The sequence below is a fragment of the Acidovorax sp. Root568 genome (assembly GCF_001427445.1).
Taxonomy (GTDB): domain Bacteria; phylum Pseudomonadota; class Gammaproteobacteria; order Burkholderiales; family Burkholderiaceae_C; genus Acidovorax; species Acidovorax delafieldii.
The window spans coordinates 14,297-40,962 of record NZ_LMGP01000018.1 but is presented as its reverse complement, the minus strand read 5'-3'; the positions used below and the strand labels follow the sequence as shown (position 1 = coordinate 40,962).

The window sequence follows — 26,666 nt, the reverse complement described above, 5'->3', positions numbered from 1 at the left end:
AACAGGGCCAGACCCAGGGCTGCGCATCGGTGCATGTGCCCCGCCCGGCATGCCATCAGCGCGCAGGAGGTTCCTCGGGCAGCACGCCATTGCTGGCGCCGCCGTCGTCCTTGCCGTCTGCATTCGGCGCCTCACCGGCGTGGCTGCGCACCTGCAGGTACACGTCACGCGTAAAGCTGTACTTGTCCAGGGCCGCACTGTCGAGCACAGAGCCCGCGCGCAGCAGGTTGGAGCGCACCTCGACGGCGCGCAGCGCATACAGCGAGTTGCGGGCCGAGACCGGGTCCACATAGCTCACCACGTTGCCCTTCATGTCCACCGGCAGCGCGAATGTGTCGCGCACGGTGGAAGGCCCCAGGATGGGCAGCACCAGATAGGGGCCAGTACCCACGCCCCAGCGCCCCAGGGTCAGGCCGAAGTCCTGCTTGTAGCGGTCGATGCCCAGCTCGCTGGCGATGTCCAGCAGCCCGCCCAGGCCCATGAACGTGTTCACATTGACCCGCATGAAGCTGGACGCAGCGGCTTCACCGCGCAGCTGCAGCACGTTGTTCACAAACGACCAGACATCGCCCAGGTTCCCGAAGAAATTGCTGACCCCCGTGCGTACTGGTGCGGGCGTGACCTCCTTGTAGGCCGTCGCCACGGGCTTGAGCACCATGGCATCGACCTGTTCATTGAAGTTGGTCATGCTGCGGTTGTAAGACTCCAGCGGGTCGCGGGGATCAGGGTTGGCCACCGTGGCGCACCCGGTGAGCAGCACAGCCCCCAGCAACAAGGCCAGGCTGGCTGCCAGGCGGGACATCGACAACCTGCCGCCATCAATGCGGGCGCGGAGTGTATGGAGTGAATGCATCATTTTTTCCCACCTGTCCCTGCAGGTTTTGCGCCGTCTTCGGCTTTGCTGTAAAGAAATTGTCCGATAAGGTTCTCAAGCACCACCGCCGACTGGGTGGACGTGATCGTGTCGCCCGCCGCCAGATTTTTTTCGTCGGCACCCGCCTCGATTCCGATGTACTGCTCACCCAGCAGGCCGCTGGTCAGGATCTTGAGGGAGCTGTCCTTGGGAAAGGCATAGCGGTCTTCCATGGCCAGCGTGACCCGCGCCTGGAAGGTCTTGTCGTCAAAGGTGATGGACTCCACACGCCCCACCACCACACCCGCGCTGCGCACCGCCGCCTGGGGCTTGAGACCGCCGATGTTGTCGAACTTGGCGGTGACACGGTAGCCCGAGTGGAATTGAAGGCTCAGCAGGTTGGCCGACTGCAGCGCCAGAAACACCAGTGCCACCGCGCCCAGCATCACGAAGAGCCCTACCCACAGATCGTTTTTGGAGCGTTGCATATGTTTGATTCCTAGAACTGCCAGCACCGCCAGCGTCAGATACTGAACATCAGTGCGGTGAGCACGAAGTCCAGTGCCAGCACCGCCAAAGACGCCATGACCACGGTGCGCGTGGTGGCGCGCGACACACCCTCAGGGGTGGGTTTGGCTGCATAGCCTTGCAGCAGCGCCACAAAAGTTACCGTGAAGCCAAAGACCACACTCTTGAGCACGCCGTTGCCCAGGTCCTTCCAGACATCCACCCCGCCCTGCATCTGGCTCCAGAACGCCCCGGGGTCAATGCCGATCATGAGCACCCCGACGATCCAGCCGCCGACGATGCCCACCGCACTGAACACCGCGGCCAGCAGCGGCATGGTGATCACCCCCGCCCAGAAGCGAGGCGCCAGGATGCGCTGCACCGGGTCCACCGCCATCATCTCCATGGCGCTGAGCTGCTCCCCCGCGCGCATGAGACCAATTTCTGCTGTGAGCGACGTGCCTGCGCGGCCCGCAAACAGCAGCGCCGTGACCACGGGGCCCAGCTCGCGCACAAGACTCAATGCCACCAGCAGGCCCAAGGCCTCTGACGAGCCATAGCGCTGCAGCGTGTAGTAGCCCTGCAAGCCCAGCACAAACCCCACGAACAGGCCCGACACGGCAATGATGGCCAGCGAATAATTGCCCAGGAAATGCACCTGGTCGCGCACCAGCGAGGGCCGCATCAAGGTCGCACCCAGGAGCCGCACCAGCCGCCCAAACAACCGCGCGCCCATGCCGATGTCAGCCAGCTTGTGGCGCACAGCAAAACCGACGTCGGAGGGCTTGTACCAACTCACAGCGCACGTCCTCCTGCAGGTCCGAAATCCTCGGCAACGGCCGGGCCGGGGTAATGGAACGGCACCGGGCCAGTAGGCAGAGCGTTGACAAACTGGTGCACCAGCGGGTCACGGCTGGCGAGGACCTCCTCAGGCGTGCCCTGCGCCGCCACAACGCCTTCGCCCAGGATGATCACATGGTCCGCAAGGCGGAAAGTCTCCTCCAGGTCATGCGACACCACGATGCTGGTGAGGCCCATGGCGTCGTTGAGCTGACGGATCAACTGCGCAGCCGTGCCCAACGAGATGGGGTCCAGGCCCGCAAAGGGTTCGTCGTACATGACCAGTTCCGGGTCCAGCACGATCGCACGGGCCAGCGCCACGCGGCGCGCCATGCCGCCCGAGATCTGGCTGGGCATCAGGTCACGGGCACCCCGCAGGCCCACCGCGTGCAGCTTCATCAGCACGACATCGCGTATCAGGTCTTCGGACAAATCGGTGTGCTCACGCAGCGGAAAGGCCACGTTCTCAAACACGCTCAGGTCGGTGAACAGCGCCCCGAACTGGAACAGCATGCCCATGCGCCGGCGCGCAGCGTACAAAGCCTGTACGTCCATGCGCCCCACGTCCTCACCGTTGACCAACACCTGGCCACTCTTGGCCTTGTGCTGCCCCCCAAGCAGGCGCAGCACCGTCGTCTTGCCCCCGCCCGATGCGCCCATCAGCGCCGTGACCTTGCCGCGCGGCACCGCCAGGGTCACGTCGCGCAGGATCACGCGGTCACCGTACGAAAACGTGACGTTGCGCAACTCGGCAAGAAATGTGGACTCGGCCATGCAAGAAATGGATGTCTGATCTGAGGCCTGCCAAAACAGCATCCGCCCCCCGGAAAATGGAGCGCAGATGGTAGCCGAAGACACAAACATACATTCATGCATGTTTGTAAAGAAAAAGCACAACCGCCAGCGATCCCGACCGAGCGAGACCGAGGCAAGCCCGGATTGACAGAACCTCTGATTGTGCCAACAAAGCGTCCAGAAGGCTGACGCCCGGCCATGGCCCCACCGTCAAAGGCCCCGTCAACACAAACGGCGCCCGAAGGCGCCGTTGCTTGGAGGGTGCGAAAAACCGCAGGATCAGCGGGGCAGGTCCGAATATCCCATCAGGAACTCGTCCACCGCACGCGCGGCCTGGCGGCCTTCACGGATGGCCCAAACCACCAGTGACTGACCCCGGCGGATATCGCCCGCCGCAAACACCTTGGGCACGTTGGTGGCATAACCGCCGTCAAAGTCCGTGGTGGCGCGGGCATTGCCTCGGGCGTCCTTCTCGACGCCGAAAGCCTCCAGCACCGGCGCGACCGGGCTCACAAAACCCATGGCCAGCAACACCAGATCGGCCTGGTAGTGTTTTTCGGTGCCAGGAATCTCGACCAGCTTGCCGTCCTTGAACTCGACCTGCACCGTAGTCAGGCTCTTGACCTTGCCCTTTTCGCCCGTGAACTCCTTGGTGGAGATCGCGAACTCGCGCACGCAACCTTCTTCGTGGCTGGAGCTGGTGCGCAGCTTGAGTGGCCAGTAAGGCCACGTCAGGGGGCGGTTTTCCACTTCAGGGGGCTGGGGCATCACCTCGAACTGGGTGACGCTGGCTGCACCATGGCGATTGCTGGTACCCACGCAGTCGCTGCCCGTGTCGCCGCCGCCGATCACAATCACATGCTTGCCCGTCGCCATAATCTGGCCCTTGAGCTTGTCGCCCGCGTTGACCTTGTTCTGCTGGGGCAGGAATTCCATGGCGAAGTGAATGCCGTCAAGTTCACGGCCTGGCACAGGCAGGTCGCGCGACTGCTCGGCGCCACCGGTGAGCAGCACGGCGTCAAACTCCTTGTTCAGCTGTTCGGGCGTGACGGTTTCCTTGGCCCAGTTGGTGACTTTGGAATCCTTGCCCAGGCCGTCCTTCGCGGCGCCCACGAATACGCCGGTGCGAATCACCACACCTTCGGCTTCGAGCTGCTTCACGCGGCGGTCGATATGCGACTTCTCCATCTTGAAGTCGGGGATGCCGTAGCGCAGCAGGCCGCCCACACGGTCGTTTTTCTCAAACAGCGTGACGCTGTGGCCAGCGCGGGCCAGTTGCTGCGCAGCCGCCAGACCTGCGGGGCCGGAGCCCACCACAGCCACCTTCTTGCCCGTCTGGTGCTTGGCGGGGCGCGGCTGCACCCAGCCTTCGGCCCAGGCGCGGTCGATGATCGCGTGCTCAATGCTCTTGATGCCCACAGCGTCGTCGTTCACGTTGAGCACACAGGCAGCCTCGCAAGGTGCGGGGCAGATACGGCCGGTGAACTCAGGGAAGTTGTTGGTGCTGTGCAGCACCTCGATCGCGCTCTTCCAGTCCGCGTGGTACACGAGGTCGTTGAAGTCGGGAATGATGTTGTTCACCGGGCAGCCGTTGTTGCAGAACGGCGTGCCGCAGTCCATGCAGCGCGCGCCTTGCACCTTGGCCTGGGTCTCATCGAGCCCGACGACAAATTCCTTGTAATGCTTCAGGCGCTCGGGCACGGGCTTGTAGCCCTCTTCGATGCGCTCGTATTCCATGAAGCCAGTAGTTTTTCCCATGACGATGTCCTTGTCTATGAATGCTGTGCGAAGGGTGTGGCGTCGCCTTACTTGGCGGGAACCACTTCTTTTTTGGTAGCAGCTACCGCTGGTGTAGCGGACTCCTCCAGCACTTTTCGTTCATAAATTTCAGCCAACGCACGCTTGTACTCGGTCGGGAAGACCTTGACGAACTTGCTGCGCGATGCGGCCCAGTTGTCCAGCAGCTCGCGCGCGCGCTTACTGCCCGTCCAGCGGTTGTGGTCTTCCAGCAGCTTCTTGAGCTGGGCCTCGTCCGTCTGGCCGTTGTGCCAGATCGAGCGGGGGACCGTGGCTTCCTGCTCGGTGGCGGGCAGGATGCGCTCCAGCGTCACCATCGACAGGTTGCAGCGTGTGTCGAACTGTCCGTCTTCGTCGTACACATACGCTACGCCGCCGCTCATTCCTGCTGCAAAGTTGCGGCCGGTCTTGCCGAGCACCACCACCGTACCGCCAGTCATGTACTCGCAGCCATGGTCGCCCGTACCTTCGACGACGGCCGTGGCACCCGACAGACGCACCGCAAAGCGTTCACCGGCCACGCCGCTGAAGAAAGCCTCACCGGTAGTAGCGCCATACATCACGGTGTTACCCACAATAGTGTTGCGCACCGCCTCGCCCCGGAAGTCGATGCTGGGGCGCACGATGACACGGCCACCCGACAGGCCCTTGCCCGTGTAGTCGTTGGCGTCGCCGATCAGGTACAGCGTGATGCCGCGGGTGAGGAACGCGCCGAACGACTGGCCGCCCGTGCCTTCCAGCTGGATGCGGATGGTGTCGTCAGGCAAGCCTTCGGGGTGCACACGGGTGACCGCGCCGGACAGCATCGCACCGACCGAGCGGTTCACGTTGCGCGCCACCTCGATGAACTGCACGCGCTCACCCTTTTCGATGGCAGGCTTGCTGCGCTCGATGAGCTTGCGGTCCAGTGTGTGCTCGATGTTGTGATCCTGCACGTCCACGTGGAAGCGGGGCACATCGGCGGGCACGTTCGGCTGGGCAAACAGACGGCTGAAGTCCAGGCCGCGTGCCTTCCAGTGTTCCAGGCCCTGGCGCATGTCGAGCAGGTCGGTGCGGCCGATCAGGTCGTCAAACTTGCGGATGCCCAGCTGGGCCATGATCTGGCGCACTTCTTCCGCGATGAAGAAGAAGTAGTTCACCACATGCTCTGGCTTGCCAGAGAACTTCTTGCGCAGCTCGGGGTCCTGTGTGGCCACGCCCACGGGGCAGGTGTTCAGGTGGCACTTGCGCATCATGATGCAGCCTTCCACCACCAGCGGCGCCGTGGCAAAGCCGAACTCGTCAGCACCCAGCAGTGCGCCGATGGCGACGTCGCGGCCGGTCTTCATCTGGCCGTCGGCCTGCACACGAATGCGGCCGCGCAGGCGGTTCAGCACCAGCGTCTGCTGGGTTTCGGCCAGGCCGATTTCCCACGGACCGCCCGCGTGCTTGATGGACGACCAGGGCGAAGCGCCCGTGCCGCCGTCATGCCCTGCGATCACCACATGGTCGCTCTTGCACTTGGCCACGCCTGCGGCGATGGTGCCCACGCCCACTTCGGAGACCAGCTTGACGCTGATGCCTGCGTGCGGTGCGACGTTCTTCAGATCGTGGATCAGCTGGGCCAAGTCCTCGATGGAGTAGATGTCGTGGTGCGGCGGTGGCGAAATCAGGCCCACACCCGGCACGCTGTGGCGCAGCTTGCCGATGTAGTTGGACACCTTGCCGCCAGGCAGCTGACCGCCCTCGCCGGGCTTGGCCCCCTGGGCCATCTTGATCTGTATCTGATCGGCGGACGACAGGTACTCCGCCGTCACGCCAAAGCGGCCCGACGCCACCTGCTTGATACGGCTGCGCAGCGAATCGCCGTCCTGCAGGGGCAGATCGACCTCGACGTTCTCGGCGCCGATCACGCTCTTCAGCGTGTCGCCCTTCTTGATTGGGATGCCCTTGAGTTCGTTGCGGTAGCGTGCCGCGTCCTCGCCACCTTCACCGGTGTTGCTCTTGCCGCCAATGCGGTTCATGGCCACCGCCAGTGTGGCGTGCGCCTCGGTGGAGATGGAGCCCAGCGACATGGCGCCCGTGGCGAAGCGCTTGACGATTTCCTTGGCGGGTTCGACCTCATCAATCGAGATCGCCTTGGACGGATCGATCTTGAACTCGAACAGGCCGCGCAGCGTCATGTGGCGCTTGCTCTGGTCGTTAATGATCTGTGCGTATTCCTTGTACGTGTTCCAGTTGTTGGCGCGCGTGCTGTGCTGCAGCTTGGCAATCGCGTCAGGTGTCCACATGTGGTCTTCACCACGGGCGCGCCAGGCGTACTCGCCACCGGCGTCCAGCATGGTTTCGAGCACGGGGTCGTCGCCAAACGCGGCCTTGTGCATGCGGATGGCTTCTTCGGCGATCTCGAACACGCCGATGCCTTCCACACGGCTGGCGGTGCCGGTGAAGTACTTGCCCACGGTTTCCGTGTTCAGGCCGATGGCCTCGAACAGCTGGGCGCCGCAGTAGCTCATGTAGGTGCTCACGCCCATCTTGGACATGATCTTGGACAGGCCCTTGCCGATGGCCTTGACGTAGTTGTAGATGGCCTTGTCGACCGACAAGTCGCCGCCCAGGTCCTTATGCATTTCGGCCAGGGTTTCCATGGCCAGGTAAGGGTGCACAGCCTCGGCGCCGTAGCCCGCCAGCACGGCGAAGTGGTGCACCTCGCGCGCGGTACCCGTTTCGACCACCAGGCCGGCCGTGGTGCGCAGGCCTGCGCCCACCAGGTGCTGATGGATGGCCGACAGCGCCAGCAGCGCGGGGATGGCCACCTGCGTGGCGCTCACCGCGCGGTCGCTGATGATGAGGATGTTGGCACCGCCCTTGATGGCATCCACGGCCTGCGCGCACAGCGAGGCCAGCTTGGCTTCCACGCCCTCACGGCCCCAGCTCAACGGGTAGGTGATGTCGATGGTCGCGCTCTTGAACTTGCCTTGCGTGTACTTCTCGATGTCGCGCAGCTTGGCCATGTCGGCAAAGTCGAGCACTGGCTGGCTCACTTCGAGCCGCATCGGCGGGTTGACCTGGTTGATGTCCAGCAGGTTGGGCTTGGGGCCGATGAAGCTGTTCAGCGACATCACGATGGCCTCACGGATCGGGTCGATCGGCGGGTTGGTCACCTGGGCGAACAGCTGCTTGAAGTAGTTGTACAGCGGCTTGTTCTTGCCCGACAGCACGGCCAGCGGGCTGTCGTTGCCCATGGAGCCGATGCCTTCTTCGCCGTTTTTGGCCATGGGCGCCATCAGGAACTTGATGTCTTCCTGGGTGTAACCAAAGGCCTGCTGGCGATCCAGCAACGGCAGGCCGGCAGCCACAGGGACCGCGGCGGCTTCGCCCGTCTCGATGCTGTCCAGCTTGATCCGCAGGTTTTCGATCCACTGCTTGTAGGGCTTGGTGTTGACGATGTTGGCTTTCAGCTCGTCGTCGTCGATCATGCGGCCTTGTTCCAGGTCGATCAGGAACATCTTGCCGGGCTGCAGGCGCCACTTGCGCACGATCTTGTTCTCGGGCACGGGCAGCACGCCCGACTCGGAGCCCATGATGACCAGATCGTCGTCGGTGATGCAGTAGCGCGAGGGGCGCAGGCCGTTGCGGTCCAGCGTGGCGCCGATCTGGCGGCCGTCGGTGAACACGATGGAAGCGGGACCGTCCCAAGGCTCCAGCATGGCGGCGTGGTATTCATAGAAGGCGCGGCGGCGCTCGTCCATGGTGGTGTGCTGCTCCCAGGGCTCTGGGATCATCATCATCACGGCCTGGCTGATGGGGTAGCCGGCCATGGTCAGCAGTTCGAGGCAGTTGTCGAACGTGGCGGTATCGGACTGGTCGGCAAAGCTGATGGGGTAGAGCTTTTGCAGGTCAGCAGCCAGCACGGGCGATGCCATCACGCCTTCGCGGGCCTTCATCCAGTTGTAGTTGCCCTTGACGGTGTTGATTTCGCCGTTGTGCGCCACATAGCGGTACGGGTGGGCCAGCGGCCACTCGGGGAAGGTGTTGGTGGAGAAGCGCTGGTGCACCAGGCCGATGGCCGAGACGCAGCGCTCATCCGACAGGTCTTTGTAGTACACGCCCACCTGGTCGGCCAGCAGCAGGCCCTTGTAGACCACGGTGCGGCTGGACATGGACGGAACGTAGTATTCCTTGCTGTGCTTGAGCTTGAGCGCCTGGATGTTGGCGCTGGCCGTCTTGCGGATCACGTACAGCTTGCGCTCCAGCGCGTCCTGCACGATCACGTCATTGCCACGGCCGATGAACACCTGGCGCAGGATGGGCTCCTTCTTGCGCACTGTGGGGGACATGGGCATATCCACATTCACCGGCACATCGCGCCAGCCCAGCAGTACCTGGCCTTCGGCCTTGATGGCGCGCTCCATCTCCTGCTCGCAAGCCAGGCGCGAGGCATGCTCCTTGGGCAGGAAGATCATGCCCACGCCGTATTCGCCGGCCGCAGGCAAGGTCACGCCTTGCTTGGCCATCTCTTCGCGGTACAGCGCGTCAGGGATCTGGATCAGGATGCCGGCGCCGTCGCCCATCAGCGGGTCGGCACCCACCGCGCCACGGTGGTCGATGTTTTCCAGAATCTTCAGAGCCTGCGTCACGATGTCGTGGCGCTTGATGCCCTTGATGTGGGCCACAAAACCGAGGCCGCAGGCGTCGTGTTCGTTACCCGATGAATACAAACCGTGTTGTTGCAGATGCTGGATCTCGGCAGCCGTGGTCATGGCGCACTCCTATATTTTTCGCAGGGGAGCCGAGGTTAGTGCATTGCAGCATATTTTGGCAAGCAATTTAATTGGGGTCAGATTCCAATTAAACAAACCAGAACTCACACAAGCATATTATTGGGGACATATTAAAATTAATAGCAATGAGGCCAATAATTTCATGCGCCTCCGTCGGTTTTCGCATGATTTTTTTCCATTCGAGGCCTGCCAGGCATTCCTCGAGTCACGCGGCGCAGGGTCTGCTGTTGCAGGCCCGCAAGAAACTCGGTATCGCCCAAAGCCCAACCGCTGAGCGCCGAGTCGGTCAAAGCCGTTTGCACCGACGCCCCCAGGCCCGCCTGAACCAGTGCGGCATAGGCGGCCTCGCGCGCAAACGGGGTGTTGCCCAAAGCCCAATACAGGGCATGGGGCGTCAACCACCGGTCGTTGCGCAAGCCCAACCAATGTGCATGGCTGGACCAGGCGTAGTCAGCGGGCTGCTGCACCAATCCGGCCCGCACAGGGTTGAGGTCCAGGTACACCATGCACGCCAGCAAATACCGTTCCGGCTGCAATACCGTGGAACGGTAGCGCCCCTCCCACAAAGTACCAGTGCGGGCATGCCGGCGGTTGAAGTACTGCACATACCGACGCCCCACCGCCTGCATCATCTGGGGCAGTCCGTCTTGTGAGGCTGGCGTAACCAGCAGGTGAAAGTGGTTGTCCATCAGCACATAGGCATGGACGGCCACGGCATATTTCTGCGCGTTGTCCATCAACAGCGCCAGCAGCGCGTCGAAATCTTCCACTCCGTGGAAGATCGGCTGGCGGTTGTTGCCCCGCAGGATGACGTGGTGCAAATGACCCGGCAGGGTCAGGCGTGGCAAACGGGCCATGGGTCTTGATCAGGAATATGGGAGTCACGATCATAGACCTGTCCCCTATTTTTCATCGATGCAAGCTGGCGACGCCCATCATCCGCCACGAAGATAGCGAGGCGCGTGCTTGATTCTGGCCTGCCCTTGCGCGCCTTTTGGGCACGCGTCAATGCGTAGCCAAGTTCTCCACTGGGTCTGCCACCACACCGACGCCAAACCGCGCCCCCATGACGTGCTCCAGGCCAAATTCGCCGAGAAGCGCCCGCAACCGCTCGGCCGCGCTGCGTTTTTTCTGTCCGGTGTAGCGCGCGATGATGAGTTCATTCTTCATGCTGTGCTCCCATCCCACCAGCTCGGTCACAGTGACCTGGTAGCCATTGGCCTCCAGGTACAGGCAGCGCAGCACATTGGTCAACTGGCTGCCGAGTTCGCGGGTGTGCAAGGGGTGACGCCACAGTTCCGCCAGGGGCGTGCGCGCCAACTGCAAGGCCTTGCCTTGGCGCAGGCAGGCTGCCATCTCCGCTTGGCAACAGGGCACCAGAACCATGGCCCGGGCCTTTTTTTGCAGCCCGAAGGCAATCGCGTCGTCAGTGGCGGTGTCGCAAGCATGCAAGGCGGTGACCACATCGATCTGGTCGGGCAACTCACGGGCATCCGCAGACTCGGCCACGGATAGATTGAGAAACGACATCCGCTCAAAATGAAGCCGCTGCGCGAGCGCCCGCGACTTCTCTACCAGTTCCGCCCGGGTCTCCACCCCGTAGATATGCCCGTGGCCCAGCGCCTTGAAATGCAGGTCGTACAGGATGAAACCCAGATAGGACTTGCCCGCGCCGTGGTCCGCCAACGTGGGCCCACTGCCCTGGACGGACAGCTCCGTGAGCAGGGGCTCGATGAAGTTGAACAGGTGGTACACCTGCTTGAGCTTGCGGCGTGAGTCCTGATTGAGACGGCCATCCCGGGTGAGGATGTGCAGCTCCTTGAGCAGCTCTACCGATTGGCCAGGGCGCAGTTCCTGCAGCTCAGCACTCTCGTTCTTGGATTTTCCCGCATCGCGAATTCGCTTGTCGGTCGTCACTGCAGATGGGTTCTTTTTATTCATAAACCGGGGCCTTGTGCCGGCAGATTGTCATCGCTGGTGGCAGTGGCGGCCATCTTCGCACCGCCTTTGTCATGAGGGCCCACGTCCAGCGCCAGCCAACCGGCCATGCCCACCTTTTCAAGTACTTCCATGTTGCGCTCAAAGATGGTTTCCGCCTCGGGAAAGACCGATACCGCCCGATCGATGCTGGCCTCGCGCAACAAATGCAGCGTGGGGTATGGAGCACGATTGGTGCAATTGGTCACGTCGTCCGCATCGGTGCCGGCGAACTGAAACTGCGGGTGAAAGCTTGCGACCTGCAGCGTGCCCTCCAACCCGAGAACGTGCACCACGTCCTCCACGTCACCAAGAAAGTCATTGAAATCCAGGAAATCCTGCAGGCAATGCGGCATCACCAGCAAGGTGGTGTCCCTGACTTCTGCGGGTGTGTTTGCGAGCGCCTGAAGTTCTTCGCGCAACACCTCCAGCACATCCTCCCCGGTCGTGGCCAAGCTCACCACGTAGTGAATTTGCCCTTTGACATGCACCGACTTAGCAAATGGACAGAGATTCAATCCAATGACGGCCCGCTCCAACCACCGGACAGTGTCCTGGACGTAGGTATCAGTGGATACAAAATGGGGGAGCGCCTTAGCGGCGTTGGTGGAGGAAGATGTCATGGGTGCGCGCAGAAGCGCAGGGATAGAGGTGGGATTTTATCGGTGTGAGTTGTTGGCAGATCTCGCAACAGCGGCGGTCCAATCTGGAAACCTCATGGACCCCTCAGTGCACGCTCACATCGGCGGGAGGGCAGCGGAGGAAAAGAATAGATACGCAAGCCCACACAGCAAATACGCTTCAGGCGGCCATATCTAACGGAGCCTGAAGTCGCGCGACACCAGCGACGCCCCCCCCCAAAAATCAACGCATCTCGCTCCACCTCGGAACCGGGCGCTATTCCTGCAGTAGTCGGCGCCCTGTCAGGCGCTCATGCTCCCGCACCGCAAAGCGGTCCGTCATCCCGGCAATGAAGTCGGCCACCGCCCGCGCTCGCCCATAGCTATCGCCCTCCAGGGCTCGCGCGGTAAAGGCAGCTTTCATTTCGTGAGGCTGGGCCATATAGGCATCGAACAACTCACGCACGATTTCTTGGGCATGGCCCGTAGTCTCCATGACCCGGGGATGCCGGTACAGATGCTTGAAGAGGAACCGCTTGAGTACGGTAGAACGCTCGCGCATCTCACCACTGAAGCTCACCAGAACTGGGAGCTTCCGCACCTCATCGGGATGGGCTGGTGCATGCTCGTGCAGCGCGGCTTTTGTGGTGTCAATGACGTCGTACACCTGCGCACTCAGCATCCGCCGTATCGCCTCATACAACAAGCGGCGCTGCATTGATGGCGTGGCGAGGCCGGGATGCTCCATCTGGGCTGCCGAACGGTACGCATCAAACAAGGGCACTTCTTGCAGCTGCGTCAGAGTAATCAACCCAGAGCGCACGCCGTCATCGATATCGTGCGCGTTGTACGCAATCTCATCAGCCAAGTTGCACAACTGCGCCTCCAGGCTCGGCCGCTCATTGCGCAGGAAGCGAGCACCGACACCATTGGGCTCCTCACTCTCCAACTGCAAAGCATGAGTGCGCGAGCAGTGTTTGAGAATCCCCTCTCGGGTCTCGAATGTGAGATTGAGTCCGTCATATAACGGGTATCGTTCTTCCAGCTTGTCCACCACTCGCAAGCTCTGCAAGTTGTGTTCAAAGCCTCCAAAGTCGGCCATGCAGCCATTCAAGGCGTCCTGCCCCGCATGCCCGAACGGGGTATGCCCCAAGTCGTGGGCTAAAGAGATGGCCTCAACCAAGTCTTCGTTAATCTGTAGCGACCGTGCGATGGATCGCCCGAGTTGCGCAACTTCTAACGAATGAGTTAGCCGGGTACGAAATAGGTCCCCCTCGTGGTTGAGGAAGACTTGTGTCTTGTAGACAAGCCGTCGGAATGCCGTGGAATGGACGATTCGGTCACGGTCGCGCTGGTATTCGGTCCGGGTTGGTGCCGGATTTTCGGGGTAGCGCCGGCCTCTCGTCGTGTCAGGATGGCAGCCAAATATAGAAAAACCAGATGTTGCTGTCAAAGCAGTCGCTCGTCCTTAGCAGACAGCCCAAATAACGATCAAAAGAGACACTTCAACAGAGGCGCCTCAGCTGCAACATGCATCAATTACTTCACGCACCAACCGGTCAGGCGCGGAACGGACCACCGCTTTGCCAGGACTTTCTATCAACACAAAACGGATCTCGCCAGCCTCAGATTTCTTGTCACCCCTCATGAGCTGAAGATAACGACCCGCGTTGTCTTTACTATCCAAAATAGGCCCCTTAACAGACAACCCCGCTCTATCAATTATCGACATCAACCGCTTAACAAAAATCTCGTCCACCAATCCGAGCCGGCACGACAGTTCCGCAGCCATTACCATGCCGGCGCCCACTCCCTCGCCGTGTAACCATATGCCATAGCCCAGACCCGCCTCAATAGCATGACCAAAGGTATGGCCAAAGTTTAAAATCGCTCGTAAACCAGACTCACGCTCGTCTAGCCCAACCACCTCGGCCTTGATTTCGCAACTACGGCACACCGCATGCGCCAAGGCCTCAGGGTGTTGCGCCATCACCGCTTCAATCTTGTCCTCCAGCCAAGTAAAGAACTGCATGTCCGCGATAGGGCCGTACTTAATCACCTCGGCCAAACCCGCACTGAACTCTCGCTGCGGTAGCGTGGTTAAAACACTGAGATCGCACACGACTCGCTGTGGTTGATAGAACGCACCCACCATATTTTTACCCAATGGATGATTGATACCGGTCTTGCCTCCGACAGAGGAATCAACTTGGGAGAGCAGCGTCGTTGGCACCTGTACAAATGGTATGCCCCGCATGTAACATGCTGCAGCAAAGCCCGTCATGTCACCCACAACGCCACCACCAAGCGCATAAAGGATGGTCTTGCGATCGCAGCCCTTTTGAAGCAGCACATCAAAGATGGTTTGAAGTGTCTGCCAGTTCTTGAACTCCTCGCCGTCAGGTAATCGCACTTCATGAACCTGCGCGTAGCGACTCGAAATCGCATTGCGCAGTACATCGCTGTATAGAGGCGCTACTGTCGAATTACTGACGATTACTGCGTGGTGGCTTTCTGGAACCCCCTCCCATACGCCGCCATCAGCCAAGAGATTGGCACCGATCAGGATACGATAACTGCGCTCGCCCAGTGATATGGGCACTTCGCTGAATATTTTCGTCGATGATTTAATAATAGAGGACATGACTGCCAAAAAATAACAACGACGCGATCTAGATATGGTGCGCCTTACGAAAGGCGCATTCAACGTTCAATTTTTGCCTACTAATACTTAGAATTACCATGCAAAATATCATGACCGCCAACTGACTGCCGTTAAATAGGCTTCATAACGAACGGCGAACACTTCCACGGCCTAAAGTACCGCCTGACTAAAGCACTCTAGCAGGCAAGCTTGACTCGAGTACAAAAAGCAAAATAAAAATCCCCGGGCGCGCCGGGGATTTTAAGCTATGGAATACCAACCGAGGGACCTTTACACACCCTCGAGATCATTCATCAAGGAGCTGCTACACAGGCTACCGTACCTTGAGTAACGGTGATACTGAGCCTCCGGGTCACCGAAGAAGCACCCTTCGTGGCAGTAACGATAAATTCGCTGGTGCCACAATCGCCTGTTACTGGGGTTCCCGTCAGAACGCCTGCAGTACCACTTGTAGCACCAGTGAGCCATGTTGGCAGGGCCACAAACTGATAGCTCACTCCCGTTGTCGAAGAGACAAAAGAGTACGAGTACTTGTTGCCAGTCGTCGCGCCAGGCAACACACACACCGTGTTTGAGTTGCAGCCCCCGATCGCGAAATCTTCCGACAAACCACCGACCACCTTCAAAGTTACAGATCCCGATGCAGATTTCTTGTTCTTATCAGTCACTGTAATCGTTGCACGATACACGCGCTCTTCAGCATCTTGGGCCACCTTGCCGCTAATCATGCCGGTAGCAGAATCCACCGTCAGGCCCGAAGGCAAGCCGGTCGCAGACCATGAGTAAGGAGGCAAACCACCCGTCACGGAAAGAAGTGATGTGAACTGCACACCCTTGGTCACGTCACCCAGATCAACGTCAGCAAAAACCGGCGGTGCCGTCACTGCTTCCAAGACGGAGATTGGAATGATTGCGGTCATGGGATCAGAGATGCCGTTGGTCACGTTGTTGTCCGACCGATCCGCAGAAAGCTCCAAAAAGATCTGACCAGTTTCGCTTCCACTAAGCAGGGAGAACGTGGCGACGCCACCGATGGATGGCAGCTGCAGCACACTGCCGCTCTGGGATCCAGCTACCAGACGCGCGCCTTGTGCAGCTTCAGTACCTGAAAGAAGACGAACTTGGACGCTACCACCCGTAACGCCTGACGCAGGCTGATTGGCGTCATCGAGCACAAATGCTTGAATCGCCATTTGAGACAGCAGACCATTGACGTTGTTCTTTACGCCCAAGTAGCCTGGTATCGAAGCTTCTAAGCGGACGCTGGCAGGTTTACCCGTTGCTCCGCCAACACTAATGTCCACGCTCGCGAACTTCTGCTGTTTATCCCGTGGATCTGTTACGGAACAGACAATGCGCGCAGTACCAGCTTGGTCAGCTGAATGAAAGTGAAACGAATTGCCTCCAGAATTAGAGCCTAGTGTGATACTCCGATAAGCATTGGGCACCTTAACTTTACCACCATTACCGTCATCAACTTCGGTTTCGTGCTCCGCTTTGCCATCCAAGTAATATAACGCCCCAGTATCCAAACCACCCGAAATATTACAACCAAATATCTCTTCGCCACCTGGAATTGGGAAACTGCCCTTACGAGCATCAACGTACACAGTTGTTGTATATGGACTATACACACCAATACCAGGCCTTATACCGGCAACATTTAAAGGCAATTGACTCTTTTCAGCCCGGACAGTGATAGTGTAGGCTTCTTGAGTTTCACCTGAGCTGCCGCCACCACCACCGCAAGCAGCCAAAGCCACAGTCAACGCAGCGGGTATGAATTTAAAATATTTTAACATTGGCCATCCTCAACTAGATACTAAATTTATCGATTCGCAGTGCGATCGTTGATTACCTTGGGACTAATAAAAATCAGCATTTCCCGCTTGGTAGACTCTTTCGTTCTATTCTTAAACAAATTACCCACAACAGGAACATCCCCAAGCACTGGTATTTTATTTTCTTGATTGGTCTCTTCCATTTCAAAAATACCACCAATAACCACCGTACCACCATTTTCTATGAGAATTTGAGTTTTCACATGTTTAGTGTCAATGGCAACCCCTTGAGTGGTAGTCTCGCCTCGACTGTCCTTGTTGACATCTAGATCTAAGATAATATTGCCCTCGGGAGTAATTTGCGGCGTTACCTCGAGTTTCAGTACAGCCTTTTTGAAAGCAAGGGTAGTAGCTCCATTGGGTGCCGTAACAGCGTATGGATACTCTGTGCCTTGCTCAATAAGCGCTTTGGTTTGATCTGCTGTAATGATACGCGGACTGGAAACAATACGCCCTTTACCATCAGCCTCCATCGCAGAAAGCTCAAGAGTCAAAAATCTATTCGCCGCAGAGTTAAATATGGATAGCGCAAAACTACCGACGCTACTCACATTCGAAAGACTAGCAGGTAGGTTCACAAAATTGCCGCTAGTACTGGTCGTTCCGCCGGCACCACTAGACGCCACAGCATTACTGTAAGACGTACCGAACGCCACACGGTTATCGCCTCCAATGCCATATCCACCGTCTCCGCCTCTATTGGCTCGTAAGTCTGTTGCTCCCAAACGAACGCCCAGCGATCTGCCAAACGTATCACGAGCCTCAACAATCCGTGCCTCAATCAACACTTGACGCACAGCAACGTCAAGGCTTGCCAACAAGAGTCGAACCTCTTCAAGTTTGGCGGCAGTGTCCGTCACGAATATCTGGTTGGTACGCGGCTCCGAGATGGCGCTTCCACGCTCAGACAGAAAGCGGGTAGAGGTACTCCCCGCACTAGCTCCAGATGCAACAGTCAGCTGTGCAACGATATCTGCAGACTTGGCGTAATTAAGTTGAAAAGCTTGAGTCTTGAGAGGCTCTAGCTTTTGAATCGCTTGAGCTGCTTCAAAATCTTTTTTAGTGCGGGCGTCTATTTCATCCTTGGGAGCAATCCACAGTACCGATCCGGTCTTGCGCATGCCCAAGCCTTTAGCATCCATGATAATTTGAAGTGCTTGATCCCAGGGGACATCCTTGAGCCGCAACGTGAGCGCACCAGTCACCGTGTCGGATGTAACTATATTGAAGTTGGTGAAATCAGCAATAACCTGGAGCAAAGACCTCACTTCAATATTTTGAAAATTCAATGAGAGCTTCTCACCAGAGTAGCCTGGTCCTTGAGTTAACTTACTAAGATCAATTTTCTTCTGGCGAATTTCAACCACAAATTGGCTGTCGCTTTGATAAGCACTATGCTCCCAATCTCCATTGGACTCAATAAACAGCCTTACTCGCTCACCATTTTGAGTGGCAGTCACCGTCTGGACCGGAGTCCCAAAGTCTGTAACATCCAAACGACGGCGAAGACCCTCTGGAATCGAAGATTTCATAAAATCCACGGCGATTCCCTTGGATTGCTGCTGCAAGTCAACACCAACCTGATTGTTCCCGAGATTAACGACTACCCGCCCCGCTCCATCTGTACCACGACGAAAATCAATATCCTTCAACGGAAGAATATCCACATTCTGACTTTCAGAAAATGATGCCTGCTGCACACCCTGCACCGAAGCACTCGAAACAGGCTCTAAGAATAAGAACAACGCATTACCCTGAAGATCAGTTCTATATGCCGCGGGAGATTTCAAGTTCAAGACAACGCGGGATCTATCACCAGCTTGAACAATATTGACAGATTTCAAATTTCCCAAGTTTGCTTCAAATACTGATTTTCCAGCAGAATTAACAACCCCTTGAAAATCAAGCGCGATGCGGGCGGGAGATTGTGTCGCAAATCCCGTTGGAGGTGTTGTAATGGTATCCGAGAAGTCAATTTTAAGCGTCTCTACTCCACCCTGAACGCTAGCAGAGACAGCGCTGATAGCACCCTGAGCGAGAGCACCTAAGGAGATCAGAAGGACTGAAACGCCAACAGCAGCGCCACGGCAGTAATTCAGAAGTTTGCTACTATTTTGTTTCATTTTTTCCCCTCTTGCAGATCAAGCGATGCAGAACGCTCTATCCAATCCCCAGTTGCATCCTGCGCTATCTCGCGCAACTGAATTGAATTCTCGGTAATTCGAATCACTTTTCCGTAATTCTGGCCGAGATAGCTTCCAACTTTTATTTGGTAAATCAAGTTGTCAACCTTTAATAAAGCTGTCGGCGCCCCAGCCTTGTTCAAACTTCCCACCATAGCCATTGAATCAAGTGGAAAAGCCTCCAACGGCTCTTTGCGACGAGCCATTTCAGGGGCAATCAGGGCGGCATTTGAGGCTACTTGATTTGAGTCACGCTTTAATGCCTGAGTTAACTTTAATTGATTGAACGGCTCCGTCTCGCCTTCTTGAGTATATGGCTCCGGAATAAATTTTTTGGGTTCAGTCAAGGGTTGCACACTCGGCTTGGTGCTAGCTCGCTGTTCAGCCATCCAAACTCTTAACTCATCCTCACCCGAAGGCCCGCAGCCGGCGAGAACAAAAGACCAGCCGACAAGAAAAACCCCGAAGTAAGTTTTCATCACTTCGCCCCCCCGGCTTTCTTTTGCGCCTGAATCTCCTCAGGGTCCAAATATCTAAACGTGCGCGCAGTCGCATCCATAGTTAACCCATCACGAGCCCCGGGAGCAATGCTCATATTGTTAATCGTCACAATACGCGACAAGTGGGCAATATCAGACGCAAAAGCACCAATATCGTGGTACTTCCCAGTTACCCGAATGGAAATGGGCAATTCAGCATAGTAATCTCGAGCGACCACTTGTCCTGGCCGGAAAAGCTCAAACTGGAGGCTCCGCCCCAAGCCAGATTGATTGATATCCGATAGTAGCGCAGCCATTTCGGCCTTGCTGGGGAGCTGTTTTTCTAGCTGAATGACGTACTGCTGAATTTGCTCGCGCTGTTTTTTTAGCGCATCCAAACTGACAGCTTTCACCAGTTTTTTCTGATAATCTGTACGCAACGCTAGCTCTTTATTGCGCTCCGCGTCCAGCTGCACCTCATAATCCTGCAAAAATGCGAACCACGATACCGCAGCAACAGCTCCAGCAATGAAGGCGCAAAGAATTACCTTTGGCAACACAGGCCAGACCGATGGATCTTTGGTATCCAGATTCTTAAATTGCCGCTGAACCGACTCCATTCGCTCAGCGAACGTTATCGTCTTCTCTATTGTTTTCGCCATGTCATTTACCTCCAGGCGAAGACGCCGCAGCACTCGCAGCCGCTATGGTTTTTTGGGCATCGCTGGCACGCACAAGCTGAAACCTCAAATTGAAGGAAGAAACTCGGCGTTGATCGCGCTGACTTAGGGCTACTGTACTGGCAGTAATTTCTACCAGCTCCGGCTTGGTCAGCCATGGGGTGTTACTAGCCAAGTTACGCAACAATTCAGAAACACGCTCATTGGACTGTGCCATGCCCAGCATCGTAATCGTTTGTCCAGATTGTCTGATCGCCGTGATATATACCCCATCAGGCAATTGTTTGACCAGTTCGGTAAGCAAGTGAACGGGCAGGTTTCTATCAGACTGGAGATCTTCCACGGCCTTCTGACGCGCGCGCAATGAGGCAATTTCGTCTTCAATGGAGGCGATTTCCTTAATCTGACTCTCCAATACCTTGATCTCCTGTTGCAGAAAGGCATTCTGATTCTGCTGATCTGTGATCATGACCTGGAACCACCAATAAATGGCCCCGGCGATCGCAAGACCCAGCAGGAAAGACGCAAACATCGTCGCTTGGAATGCCTCCTTGCGACGCTTGCGAGCCTCCTCACGGTGAGGTAATAGGTTGATGAGGATCATTGCAGAAACCTCCGCATAGCGAGACCGCAAGAGGTCAGGTACGATGGTGCTTCGCGCACCATTTTTTTCAGTCGCACGGAACTTCCGATTTCCATACCGTCAAATGGATTGACAGCGCTGCACGCAAAACCGGTTTGCTGGGTGACAGCCTCAGTAAGCCCTGGTAATGGGGCTGAGCCGCCAGCCAGCATGATGTGGTCCACACGGTTGTGGGGCGTGCTGGTGAAGAAGAATTGGAGGGCTCGGCCAATCTCTTGGGCCATGCTGTCGACAAAAGGACGAAGGACCGCTGATTGATAGTCTTCCGGCAAATCACCGCTGCGCTTTTTACTTTCGGCTTCTTCCACAGAGAAACCATATTGCCGAACAATCAGTTGGGTCAGCTGGGCGCCGCCGAAGGCTTGGTCGCGGTCGTACAGAACCTCTTCGTTCCGAATCACCTGCATACTGGTCGTCAAGGCTCCAACCTCGAAAAGCGCCACCATCGCATCAACGCCTTTATTCGGCAGCGCTTCAATGAGACGCCCTGCAGCCAGTCGTGATGCATGGGATTCAATATCGACCACCACAGGCTTTAACCCGGCGGCCTCCGCCAAGCCTTGTCGGTCTTGGACTTTTTCGCGCCGAGACGCAGCAATCAGAACGTCAACGTCGCCCGGCGCGTTTTTACTCGGACCAATAACGCAGAAATCCAAGCTCACCTCGTCGAGCGAAAACGGGATGTACTGGTTGGCTTCGGATTCGACCTGAACCTCAAGCTCCTGCTCCGTCATTCCACCCGGCAGCGTAATCTTCTTGGTGATCACAGCGGAGGGGGGCAATGCCAGTGCCACGTTTTTGGTTCGAGTGCCGCTCTTCTTGACCAGTCGACGCAATGCGTCGGCCACTTCGTCAAATTTTTCGATGTTGCCATCGGTGATCCAGCCTCGCTCCAGCGGCTCGATCGCGCAACGCTCTAGGACCAGACTACCTGCCTTATCGCGCCCTAACTCCACCAGCTTGACACTGGAGGAGCTGATGTCGATTCCCAGCAGCGGAGCAGACTGGCGATTGAACAAAGACCCCATTGAGATCAAGATTGGTCCCCTGTAACTTGCCAAAATGAGGCAACAAAACTTAACACTTCACATGAATGCTATCAGTAAGATAGTTCTCCGGCAAAGATTTTTCCCCCTGTAACGCCCGAAGAGCGTTGCCAAAAGCAGACGAAATTTCAGAGCACTGCAATACCGCTTGGCTACTACGGGAAGCCTTTCAGCGACACCTTGCCAAGTACGAAATCGGATTTCCAGCCCCAGCGGTGGACATTTTTATAATGGGTGGTCTTACCCCATCGGAGCGATATGCCGCCCTCCCCCTCGAAGTCCTCCGACAAGTCGGACTCCTCTCCTGCTCGCACCCGTCCCAGTTGGCTTCGCTGGTTGGTTCGCATCGCTCTATGGATCACTGGACTGGCGGCGGCCGCGGCCGTGGGCTTGGCGCTCACAATCGCTGTGGCTCTGTCGGTGGCCTACCCCAACCTGCCGGACATCTCTGACTTGGCGGACTACCGCCCCAAATTGCCGCTGCGGGTGTACTCTGCGGAAGGGGCCTTATTGGGCGAGTTTGGAGAAGAGCGTCGCAACCTCACGCCCATCGACGAGATTCCGCAGGTCATGAAAGACGCAGTGCTGGCGATCGAAGACTCTCGCTTCTTCCAGCACGGTGGTGTGGACTACAAAGGCGTGCTGCGTGCGGGCCTCGCCAATCTGGGCCGCGTGAAAAGCCAGGGCGCCTCGACGATCACCATGCAGGTTGCGCGAAATGTTTATCTATCCTCAGAAAAAACATTTACTCGCAAAATTTACGAAATCTTACTGACTTTCAAATTGGAGCATTTGCTGACCAAGGATCAGATTCTTGAGATTTACATGAATCAGATTTTCCTTGGCAATCGTGCGTATGGATTTGCGGCAGCCTCCGAGGCTTATTTTGGGAAACCGCTGAAATCCGTTTCTATTGCTGAAGCAGCAATGCTTGCGGGCTTGCCCAAGGCACCATCTGCCTACAACCCCATCAGCAATCCCAAACGTGCCCGCGCTCGACAGCAGTACATCATCGAACGGATGGAAGAGAACGGCTTCATCACTGCGCAACAAGCAGAGCAAGCCAAGAAGGAAGAGTTGAAAATCCGTACGGGGCCCGACAACACGCGCATCCACGCGGAATATGTTGCCGAAATGACCCGCCAGCTGATCTTCGCCCAGTACGGCAATGAGGCCTATACACGCGGCCTCAACGTGTACACCACCCTCAATGCGGCGGAGCAAGAGGCCGCCTATGTGGCCCTGCGGCGCGGGATCATGGACTATGAGCGGCGCCAGCAGTACCGGGGACCAGAGAAGTTCGTTGCGTTGCCCACAGCAGCCCAGGAAGTGGAGGACGCCATTGATGACGCCCTTGCCAACCACCCCGACAACGGAGACGTACTCTCCGCTGTGGTGCTGGAAGCATCCACCAAACGCATCCTGGCCGCACGAGCCAATGGCGACTCACTGGAGATCACCGGCGATGGACTCAAACCAGCGCAGTCGGGGCTCAGCGACAAGGCGCCGCCCAATATCAAGATCCGGCGCGGCGCCGTCATCCGAGTGGTCAAGACACCAAAGGGCGCATGGGAGATTACACAGCTGCCCGAAGTGGAGGGGGCTTTTGTAGCCCTTGACCCCCGCAATGGCTCCATCCGGGCATTGGTGGGTGGATTCGACTTTGACAAGAACAAGTTCAACCACGCAGCGCAAGCATGGCGCCAGCCTGGTTCGAGCTTCAAGCCGTTCATCTATTCAGCAGCGCTCGAAAAGGGCTTCACGCCTGCCACCGTAATCAACGATGCTCCGCTGTTCTTTGATGCGGGTATCACCGGCGGTCAGCCTTGGGAACCCAAGAACTACGACGGCAAGTACGACGGCCCCATGAGTATGCGCACGGGCTTGGCGAAGTCCAAAAACATGATCTCCATCCGGATCCTGCAAGCCGTGGGACCCAAAACCGCGCAGGAATGGGTGGGACGATTTGGATTCGACCCAGAAAAGCACCCGGCCTACCTGACCATGGCGCTGGGTGCGGGCTCGGTTACGCCCCTGCAAATGGCATCCGCTTATTCCGTGTTTGCCAACGGGGGCTACCGCGTCAATCCTTGGCTGATTGCCAAGGTGACTGACCACAAGGGGCGAGTGATTTCAGAAATCACGCCACCAGCGCTCAACGAGCAGCCCCGGGCCATCGACGCACGCAATGCCTTTGTGATGAGCAGTCTGTTGCAGGAGGTGACCCGCACCGGCACTGCAGCGCGGGCCCAGGCCACTCTCAAGCGCCCCGATCTTTATGGCAAAACCGGCACTACCAACGATTCGGTGGACGCGTGGTTCGCAGGGTTCCAGCCCACCATCGCGGCTGTCACCTGGATTGGATATGACACGCCACGCAATCTGGGCAGCCGCGAAACCGGTGGCGGGCTCAGCCTGCCCGTGTGGATCAGCTTCATGGAGCGTGCGCTGAAGGGCGTGCCAGTGATGGAGCCTACAGTGCCACCCGGTGTCGTGAATGTGGGCGGTGAGTGGTTCTACGAGGAGTACGCACGCAATGCGGGTGTTTCGAGCGTGGGGGTGGACGACCGGTCCGCGTCTCCCGCAGTAGCGCCCCAAGCACCTCCGCCTTCTGAAGAGCGCAGCCGCATCCTGGACTTGTTCCGAAACTGAGCGCCGCATAATCCGCAGCGCCCCTCCTCAACTGGGCGGGCGCGGAGTAAGTTACGGGGCAAACTGCAGCGACATCCCGGACTGTTGCGAGGCATCGCGCGTGAGGCATGCAAAAAATTCTCCGGCGCCCTTGGTGTCCTGCCAATGGCTGCCATCAAAACGATAGTGATAGCCGCCAGACCGGGCGGCCATCCACACCTCGTGCAGCGGTTTTTGCAGGTTGATCACGATCTGGCTGCGGTTGGGAAAGGTCAAGGTCACCATGCCCCCCGAGCGCTGGCTGTCCACATCGGCATCCGAGGTGTCATTGATGCGATCACAACTGCGTTCGACGGCAAGCAGCAGTTGTTCGGCGTGGTCCATGAATTCGAGGTCGGTCATTACAATTTGCGCATGTTGAAAGCTCCCCAAATTCTAGTCAGGACGCTTGTCCTTGCTGCCAGTGCGGCAGCCCTTGTCGGCTGCGGTCAGCGGGGGCCGTTGTATCTGCCCACCGGCCCTGCGGCAAGCCAGCGTGCCACGCTACCGCAAACACTCACCCCGGGCAACGACGCCAGCCGTGCGCCAAAGCCCGCTGCCACCGCCTCCCAGCCACGCTGACGCACCCAGCCGCCAGCGCAGGATCGCCAGGCAATGCGGTTTCGCTTGATTTCCATCAAGCACAAACTCTAGGGGTACTCGTACAGTCTGCGCTTTATTGCACCGCAGGATGGCCATGGCCCTGGAACTCTACCGCGACAAAAATCATGCTTGCCTGATGTTCACCGACCTCATTGAGGAAGATGGGCAGGCCGTGCAGGCCAATCAGTTCTTGATCGTGGACGACGACACCGGCGCGATCATCGACCCGGGCGGCAACCTCGCGTTCAACGAGCTGTTCATGGGGATGACCAAACATTTCCCGCCGCACAAGCTGTCGTACCTGATCGCTTCGCATGCAGACCCAGACATCATCGCCTCGCTGGACCGCTGGATGACCAGCACCAAGGCCAACCTGGTGATCTCGCGCGTCTGGGAGCGCTTTGCGCCGCACTTCACCAAGGTGGGCAAGACAGAAAACCGGGTGATCGGTGTGCCGGACGGCGGCGGCCACCTGCCCCTGGGACGCCATGAGCTGGTGTTGCTACCCGCGCACTTCATGCACTCCGAAGGCAACTTCCACTTCTACGATCCGGTCAGCCGCATCCTGTTCACGGGCGACCTGGGGGTGTCCATGATGTCGGGGGCCGAGGCCCGTGTCCCGGTGACCGACCTCAAGGCGCACATCCCGCGCATGGAGGGCTTCCATCGCCGCTACATGGTGTCCAACAAGATCCTGCGCCTGTGGGCACGCATGGCCCGGCAGCTCGACATTGCCATGCTGGTGCCGCAGCACGGCGCTCCCATCATGGGCAAGGAAGCCATCAACGACTTCTTTGAATGGATCGAGAACCTGATGTGTGGCATTGACCTGTTCGATGACCGCGCCTACCAGATTCCCACCGGGTACATCGACCCAGTGACCCGGCAAATGCGCCCAGCGCTGCGGGCAGTCAACGGTTAAAAATCAGCCAAATCGGCTGCTAGCGTATTGAAAATATGCGCTGACAGCTATCAGTTTGGTAGTAGTCAACCTCAAGACGGTCCTGCGGCTGTCCGTCTTGCCGCAGCAACTGCCGGTGTGGCCGACCGCTTGCGCAGTCGTTGCCAGAACCGCCAGCCCAGCAGCGCGCCGAGGATGCCGGCGTAGACCGCCACTTCGCCAAAGTTGTTCTTGCCAGCACGCATCCAGAAAAAGTGCAGCACCGCCAACCCTGCCACCGCATACACGGTGCGGTGCAGCGCCTGCCAGCGTTTGCCACCCAGTGCCTTGATCGCACGATTGAATGAGGTGGCGGCCAGCAGGGCCAGCAGCACCAGGGCCACTGTACCCACCAGAATGAATGGCCGCTTGGCGATGTCGTGCAGGATGTCCGGGATGTCAAAACCCATGTCGAACCAGCTGTAGCTCAGCAGGTGCAGCACGCCATAGAAAAACACGAACAGCCCCAGCATGCGCCGAAACCGAGCCAGCTGAGGAGTGGAGGTGATGACGCGCAGCGGAGTGATGGCCAGCACCAGGCAGAGCGCCCGCAACGTCCAGTCACCGGTTGCCCGGATCAATGCCTCCGCAGGGTTGGCACCCAGCTGGTTCGCCACCGCCGCATAGACCAGCCATGCCAGCGGCAACAGACACAACACAAACACCACCGGCTTGGCGACGGGGTGGAGCAGTAGTTTTCGCATCGCGATCAAGAGAAGACCAAAGCCTCATACACCGCCAACGATGGCGGCGAGACCAGGGCC

General features: G+C 58.1%; 22 protein-coding genes. 3 read left to right on the top strand and 19 right to left on the bottom strand.

Annotation, left to right across the window (positions count from 1 at the left end; all coding sequences use genetic code 11):
* Window positions 1–55 precede the first annotated feature (55 nt).
* The 17 genes from ASD75_RS17980 to ASD75_RS17915 form a co-directional block, all read right to left on the bottom strand.
* Window positions 56–802, bottom strand: coding sequence for a VacJ family lipoprotein (locus tag ASD75_RS17980; RefSeq protein ID WP_056747250.1), 747 nt, complete (start codon window positions 800–802; stop codon window positions 56–58).
* 50 nt (window positions 803–852) lie between these two features.
* Window positions 853–1,341 (bottom strand): outer membrane lipid asymmetry maintenance protein MlaD, encoded by a 489-nt coding sequence (gene mlaD / locus ASD75_RS17975; RefSeq protein WP_056060215.1) that lies wholly within the window; start codon window positions 1,339–1,341, stop codon window positions 853–855.
* A 35-nt stretch (window positions 1,342–1,376) separates the two neighbouring features.
* Window positions 1,377–2,159, bottom strand: coding sequence for a lipid asymmetry maintenance ABC transporter permease subunit MlaE (gene mlaE / locus ASD75_RS17970; RefSeq protein ID WP_056747249.1), 783 nt, complete (start codon window positions 2,157–2,159; stop codon window positions 1,377–1,379).
* Window positions 2,156–2,974, bottom strand: coding sequence for an ABC transporter ATP-binding protein (locus tag ASD75_RS17965; protein ID WP_056747248.1), 819 nt, complete (start codon window positions 2,972–2,974; stop codon window positions 2,156–2,158). The genes mlaE and ASD75_RS17965 overlap by 4 nt, the downstream gene beginning before the upstream one ends.
* Before the next feature lie 300 nt (window positions 2,975–3,274).
* A complete protein-coding gene (locus ASD75_RS17960; protein WP_056747247.1) occupies window positions 3,275–4,753 on the bottom strand; it encodes a glutamate synthase subunit beta in 1,479 nt (492 codons plus the stop codon).
* 47 nt (window positions 4,754–4,800) lie between these two features.
* Entirely contained in the window at window positions 4,801–9,534 is a 4,734-nt protein-coding gene (locus tag ASD75_RS17955) for a glutamate synthase-related protein (protein WP_056747246.1), read from the bottom strand.
* Between the two features lie 161 nt (window positions 9,535–9,695).
* Window positions 9,696–10,412 (bottom strand): transposase, encoded by a 717-nt coding sequence (locus ASD75_RS17950; RefSeq protein ID WP_056747245.1) that lies wholly within the window; start codon window positions 10,410–10,412, stop codon window positions 9,696–9,698.
* Window positions 10,413–10,560: 148 nt separating this feature from the next.
* Complete coding sequence (locus tag ASD75_RS17945; protein ID WP_056747244.1) at window positions 10,561–11,496, bottom strand: SAM-dependent methyltransferase; 936 nt, start codon at window positions 11,494–11,496, stop codon at window positions 10,561–10,563.
* Window positions 11,493–12,155: a DUF1415 domain-containing protein gene (locus ASD75_RS17940; protein ID WP_056747243.1), complete on the bottom strand. Its 663-nt coding sequence runs from the start codon at window positions 12,153–12,155 to the stop codon at window positions 11,493–11,495. The genes ASD75_RS17945 and ASD75_RS17940 overlap by 4 nt, the downstream gene beginning before the upstream one ends.
* 274 nt (window positions 12,156–12,429) lie before the next feature.
* On the bottom strand, window positions 12,430–13,605 hold the full coding sequence (locus ASD75_RS17935) for a deoxyguanosinetriphosphate triphosphohydrolase (RefSeq protein ID WP_082565082.1): 1,176 nt from the start codon (window positions 13,603–13,605) through the stop codon (window positions 12,430–12,432).
* 66 nt (window positions 13,606–13,671) lie between these two features.
* Window positions 13,672–14,796 (bottom strand): 3-dehydroquinate synthase, encoded by a 1,125-nt coding sequence (gene aroB / locus ASD75_RS17930; protein ID WP_082565081.1) that lies wholly within the window; start codon window positions 14,794–14,796, stop codon window positions 13,672–13,674.
* 314 nt (window positions 14,797–15,110) lie between these two features.
* Complete coding sequence (locus tag ASD75_RS23480; protein WP_082565080.1) at window positions 15,111–16,619, bottom strand: putative Ig domain-containing protein; 1,509 nt, start codon at window positions 16,617–16,619, stop codon at window positions 15,111–15,113.
* Between the two features lie 26 nt (window positions 16,620–16,645).
* On the bottom strand, window positions 16,646–18,781 hold the full coding sequence (gene pilQ, locus ASD75_RS23475; RefSeq protein WP_082565079.1) for a type IV pilus secretin PilQ: 2,136 nt from the start codon (window positions 18,779–18,781) through the stop codon (window positions 16,646–16,648).
* Window positions 18,778–19,320 (bottom strand): pilus assembly protein PilP, encoded by a 543-nt coding sequence (locus ASD75_RS23470; RefSeq protein ID WP_082565078.1) that lies wholly within the window; start codon window positions 19,318–19,320, stop codon window positions 18,778–18,780. The genes pilQ and ASD75_RS23470 overlap by 4 nt, the downstream gene beginning before the upstream one ends.
* Window positions 19,320–19,982, bottom strand: coding sequence for a type 4a pilus biogenesis protein PilO (locus ASD75_RS17925; protein WP_056747242.1), 663 nt, complete (start codon window positions 19,980–19,982; stop codon window positions 19,320–19,322). The genes ASD75_RS23470 and ASD75_RS17925 overlap by 1 nt, the downstream gene beginning before the upstream one ends.
* 1 nt (window position 19,983) lies before the next feature.
* The gene (locus tag ASD75_RS17920) at window positions 19,984–20,604 is read right to left on the bottom strand and encodes a PilN domain-containing protein (protein ID WP_056747241.1); all 621 of its coding nucleotides are present in this window, start codon (window positions 20,602–20,604) and stop codon (window positions 19,984–19,986) included.
* Window positions 20,601–21,680 (bottom strand): pilus assembly protein PilM, encoded by a 1,080-nt coding sequence (locus ASD75_RS17915; protein WP_015012658.1) that lies wholly within the window; start codon window positions 21,678–21,680, stop codon window positions 20,601–20,603. The genes ASD75_RS17920 and ASD75_RS17915 overlap by 4 nt, the downstream gene beginning before the upstream one ends.
* Window positions 21,681–21,947: 267 nt before the next feature.
* On the opposite strand from ASD75_RS17915, the gene ASD75_RS17910 reads away from it, so the two are divergent.
* Window positions 21,948–24,341 carry a penicillin-binding protein 1A gene (locus ASD75_RS17910; protein ID WP_056747240.1) on the top strand — a complete coding sequence of 798 codons (2,394 nt, stop codon included), beginning with the start codon at window positions 21,948–21,950 and terminating at the stop codon, window positions 24,339–24,341.
* A 51-nt stretch (window positions 24,342–24,392) separates the two neighbouring features.
* On the opposite strand, the gene cyaY is transcribed toward ASD75_RS17910, so the two are convergent.
* Window positions 24,393–24,722, bottom strand: a complete 330-nt coding sequence (gene cyaY / locus ASD75_RS17905; protein WP_056060182.1) for an iron donor protein CyaY — start codon at window positions 24,720–24,722, stop codon at window positions 24,393–24,395.
* Between the two features lie 12 nt (window positions 24,723–24,734).
* Between cyaY and ASD75_RS23465 the strand changes: the two genes are divergently transcribed.
* Window positions 24,735–24,941: a lipoprotein gene (locus tag ASD75_RS23465; protein WP_082565077.1), complete on the top strand. Its 207-nt coding sequence runs from the start codon at window positions 24,735–24,737 to the stop codon at window positions 24,939–24,941.
* A gap of 115 nt (window positions 24,942–25,056) precedes the next feature.
* Entirely contained in the window at window positions 25,057–25,884 is an 828-nt protein-coding gene (locus ASD75_RS17900) for an MBL fold metallo-hydrolase (protein WP_056062016.1), read from the top strand.
* Between the two features lie 71 nt (window positions 25,885–25,955).
* Here the strand turns inward: ASD75_RS17900 and ASD75_RS17895 are convergent, their stop codons facing one another.
* On the bottom strand, window positions 25,956–26,606 hold the full coding sequence (locus ASD75_RS17895; protein WP_056747239.1) for a sulfite oxidase heme-binding subunit YedZ: 651 nt from the start codon (window positions 26,604–26,606) through the stop codon (window positions 25,956–25,958).
* Window positions 26,607–26,666 lie beyond the last annotated feature (60 nt).

Excerpts from the sequence above, each read along its gene's own strand:
- ASD75_RS17925 (WP_056747242.1), bottom strand. The coding sequence starts at position 19,982 with ATGGCGAAAACAATAGAGAAGACGATAACGTTCGCTGAGCGAATGGAG.
- ASD75_RS23480 (WP_082565080.1), bottom strand. The coding sequence starts at position 16,619 with ATGTTAAAATATTTTAAATTCATACCCGCTGCGTTGACTGTGGCTTTG.
- ASD75_RS17900 (WP_056062016.1), top strand. The coding sequence starts at position 25,057 with ATGGCCCTGGAACTCTACCGCGACAAAAATCATGCTTGCCTGATGTTC.
- cyaY (WP_056060182.1), bottom strand. The coding sequence starts at position 24,722 with ATGACCGACCTCGAATTCATGGACCACGCCGAACAACTGCTGCTTGCC.
- ASD75_RS17910 (WP_056747240.1), top strand. The coding sequence starts at position 21,948 with ATGCCGCCCTCCCCCTCGAAGTCCTCCGACAAGTCGGACTCCTCTCCT.
- aroB (WP_082565081.1), bottom strand. The coding sequence starts at position 14,796 with ATGTCCTCTATTATTAAATCATCGACGAAAATATTCAGCGAAGTGCCC.
- ASD75_RS23465 (WP_082565077.1), top strand. The coding sequence starts at position 24,735 with ATGTTGAAAGCTCCCCAAATTCTAGTCAGGACGCTTGTCCTTGCTGCC.
- ASD75_RS17895 (WP_056747239.1), bottom strand. The coding sequence starts at position 26,606 with ATGCGAAAACTACTGCTCCACCCCGTCGCCAAGCCGGTGGTGTTTGTG.
- ASD75_RS17965 (WP_056747248.1), bottom strand. The coding sequence starts at position 2,974 with ATGGCCGAGTCCACATTTCTTGCCGAGTTGCGCAACGTCACGTTTTCG.
- ASD75_RS17960 (WP_056747247.1), bottom strand. The coding sequence starts at position 4,753 with ATGGGAAAAACTACTGGCTTCATGGAATACGAGCGCATCGAAGAGGGC.
- ASD75_RS17950 (WP_056747245.1), bottom strand. The coding sequence starts at position 10,412 with ATGGCCCGTTTGCCACGCCTGACCCTGCCGGGTCATTTGCACCACGTC.
- ASD75_RS17980 (WP_056747250.1), bottom strand. The coding sequence starts at position 802 with ATGTCCCGCCTGGCAGCCAGCCTGGCCTTGTTGCTGGGGGCTGTGCTG.
- ASD75_RS23470 (WP_082565078.1), bottom strand. The coding sequence starts at position 19,320 with ATGAAAACTTACTTCGGGGTTTTTCTTGTCGGCTGGTCTTTTGTTCTC.
- mlaD (WP_056060215.1), bottom strand. The coding sequence starts at position 1,341 with ATGCAACGCTCCAAAAACGATCTGTGGGTAGGGCTCTTCGTGATGCTG.
- ASD75_RS17945 (WP_056747244.1), bottom strand. The coding sequence starts at position 11,496 with ATGAATAAAAAGAACCCATCTGCAGTGACGACCGACAAGCGAATTCGC.
- pilQ (WP_082565079.1), bottom strand. The coding sequence starts at position 18,781 with ATGAAACAAAATAGTAGCAAACTTCTGAATTACTGCCGTGGCGCTGCT.
- ASD75_RS17955 (WP_056747246.1), bottom strand. The coding sequence starts at position 9,534 with ATGACCACGGCTGCCGAGATCCAGCATCTGCAACAACACGGTTTGTAT.
- ASD75_RS17920 (WP_056747241.1), bottom strand. The coding sequence starts at position 20,604 with ATGATCCTCATCAACCTATTACCTCACCGTGAGGAGGCTCGCAAGCGT.
- ASD75_RS17940 (WP_056747243.1), bottom strand. The coding sequence starts at position 12,155 with ATGACATCTTCCTCCACCAACGCCGCTAAGGCGCTCCCCCATTTTGTA.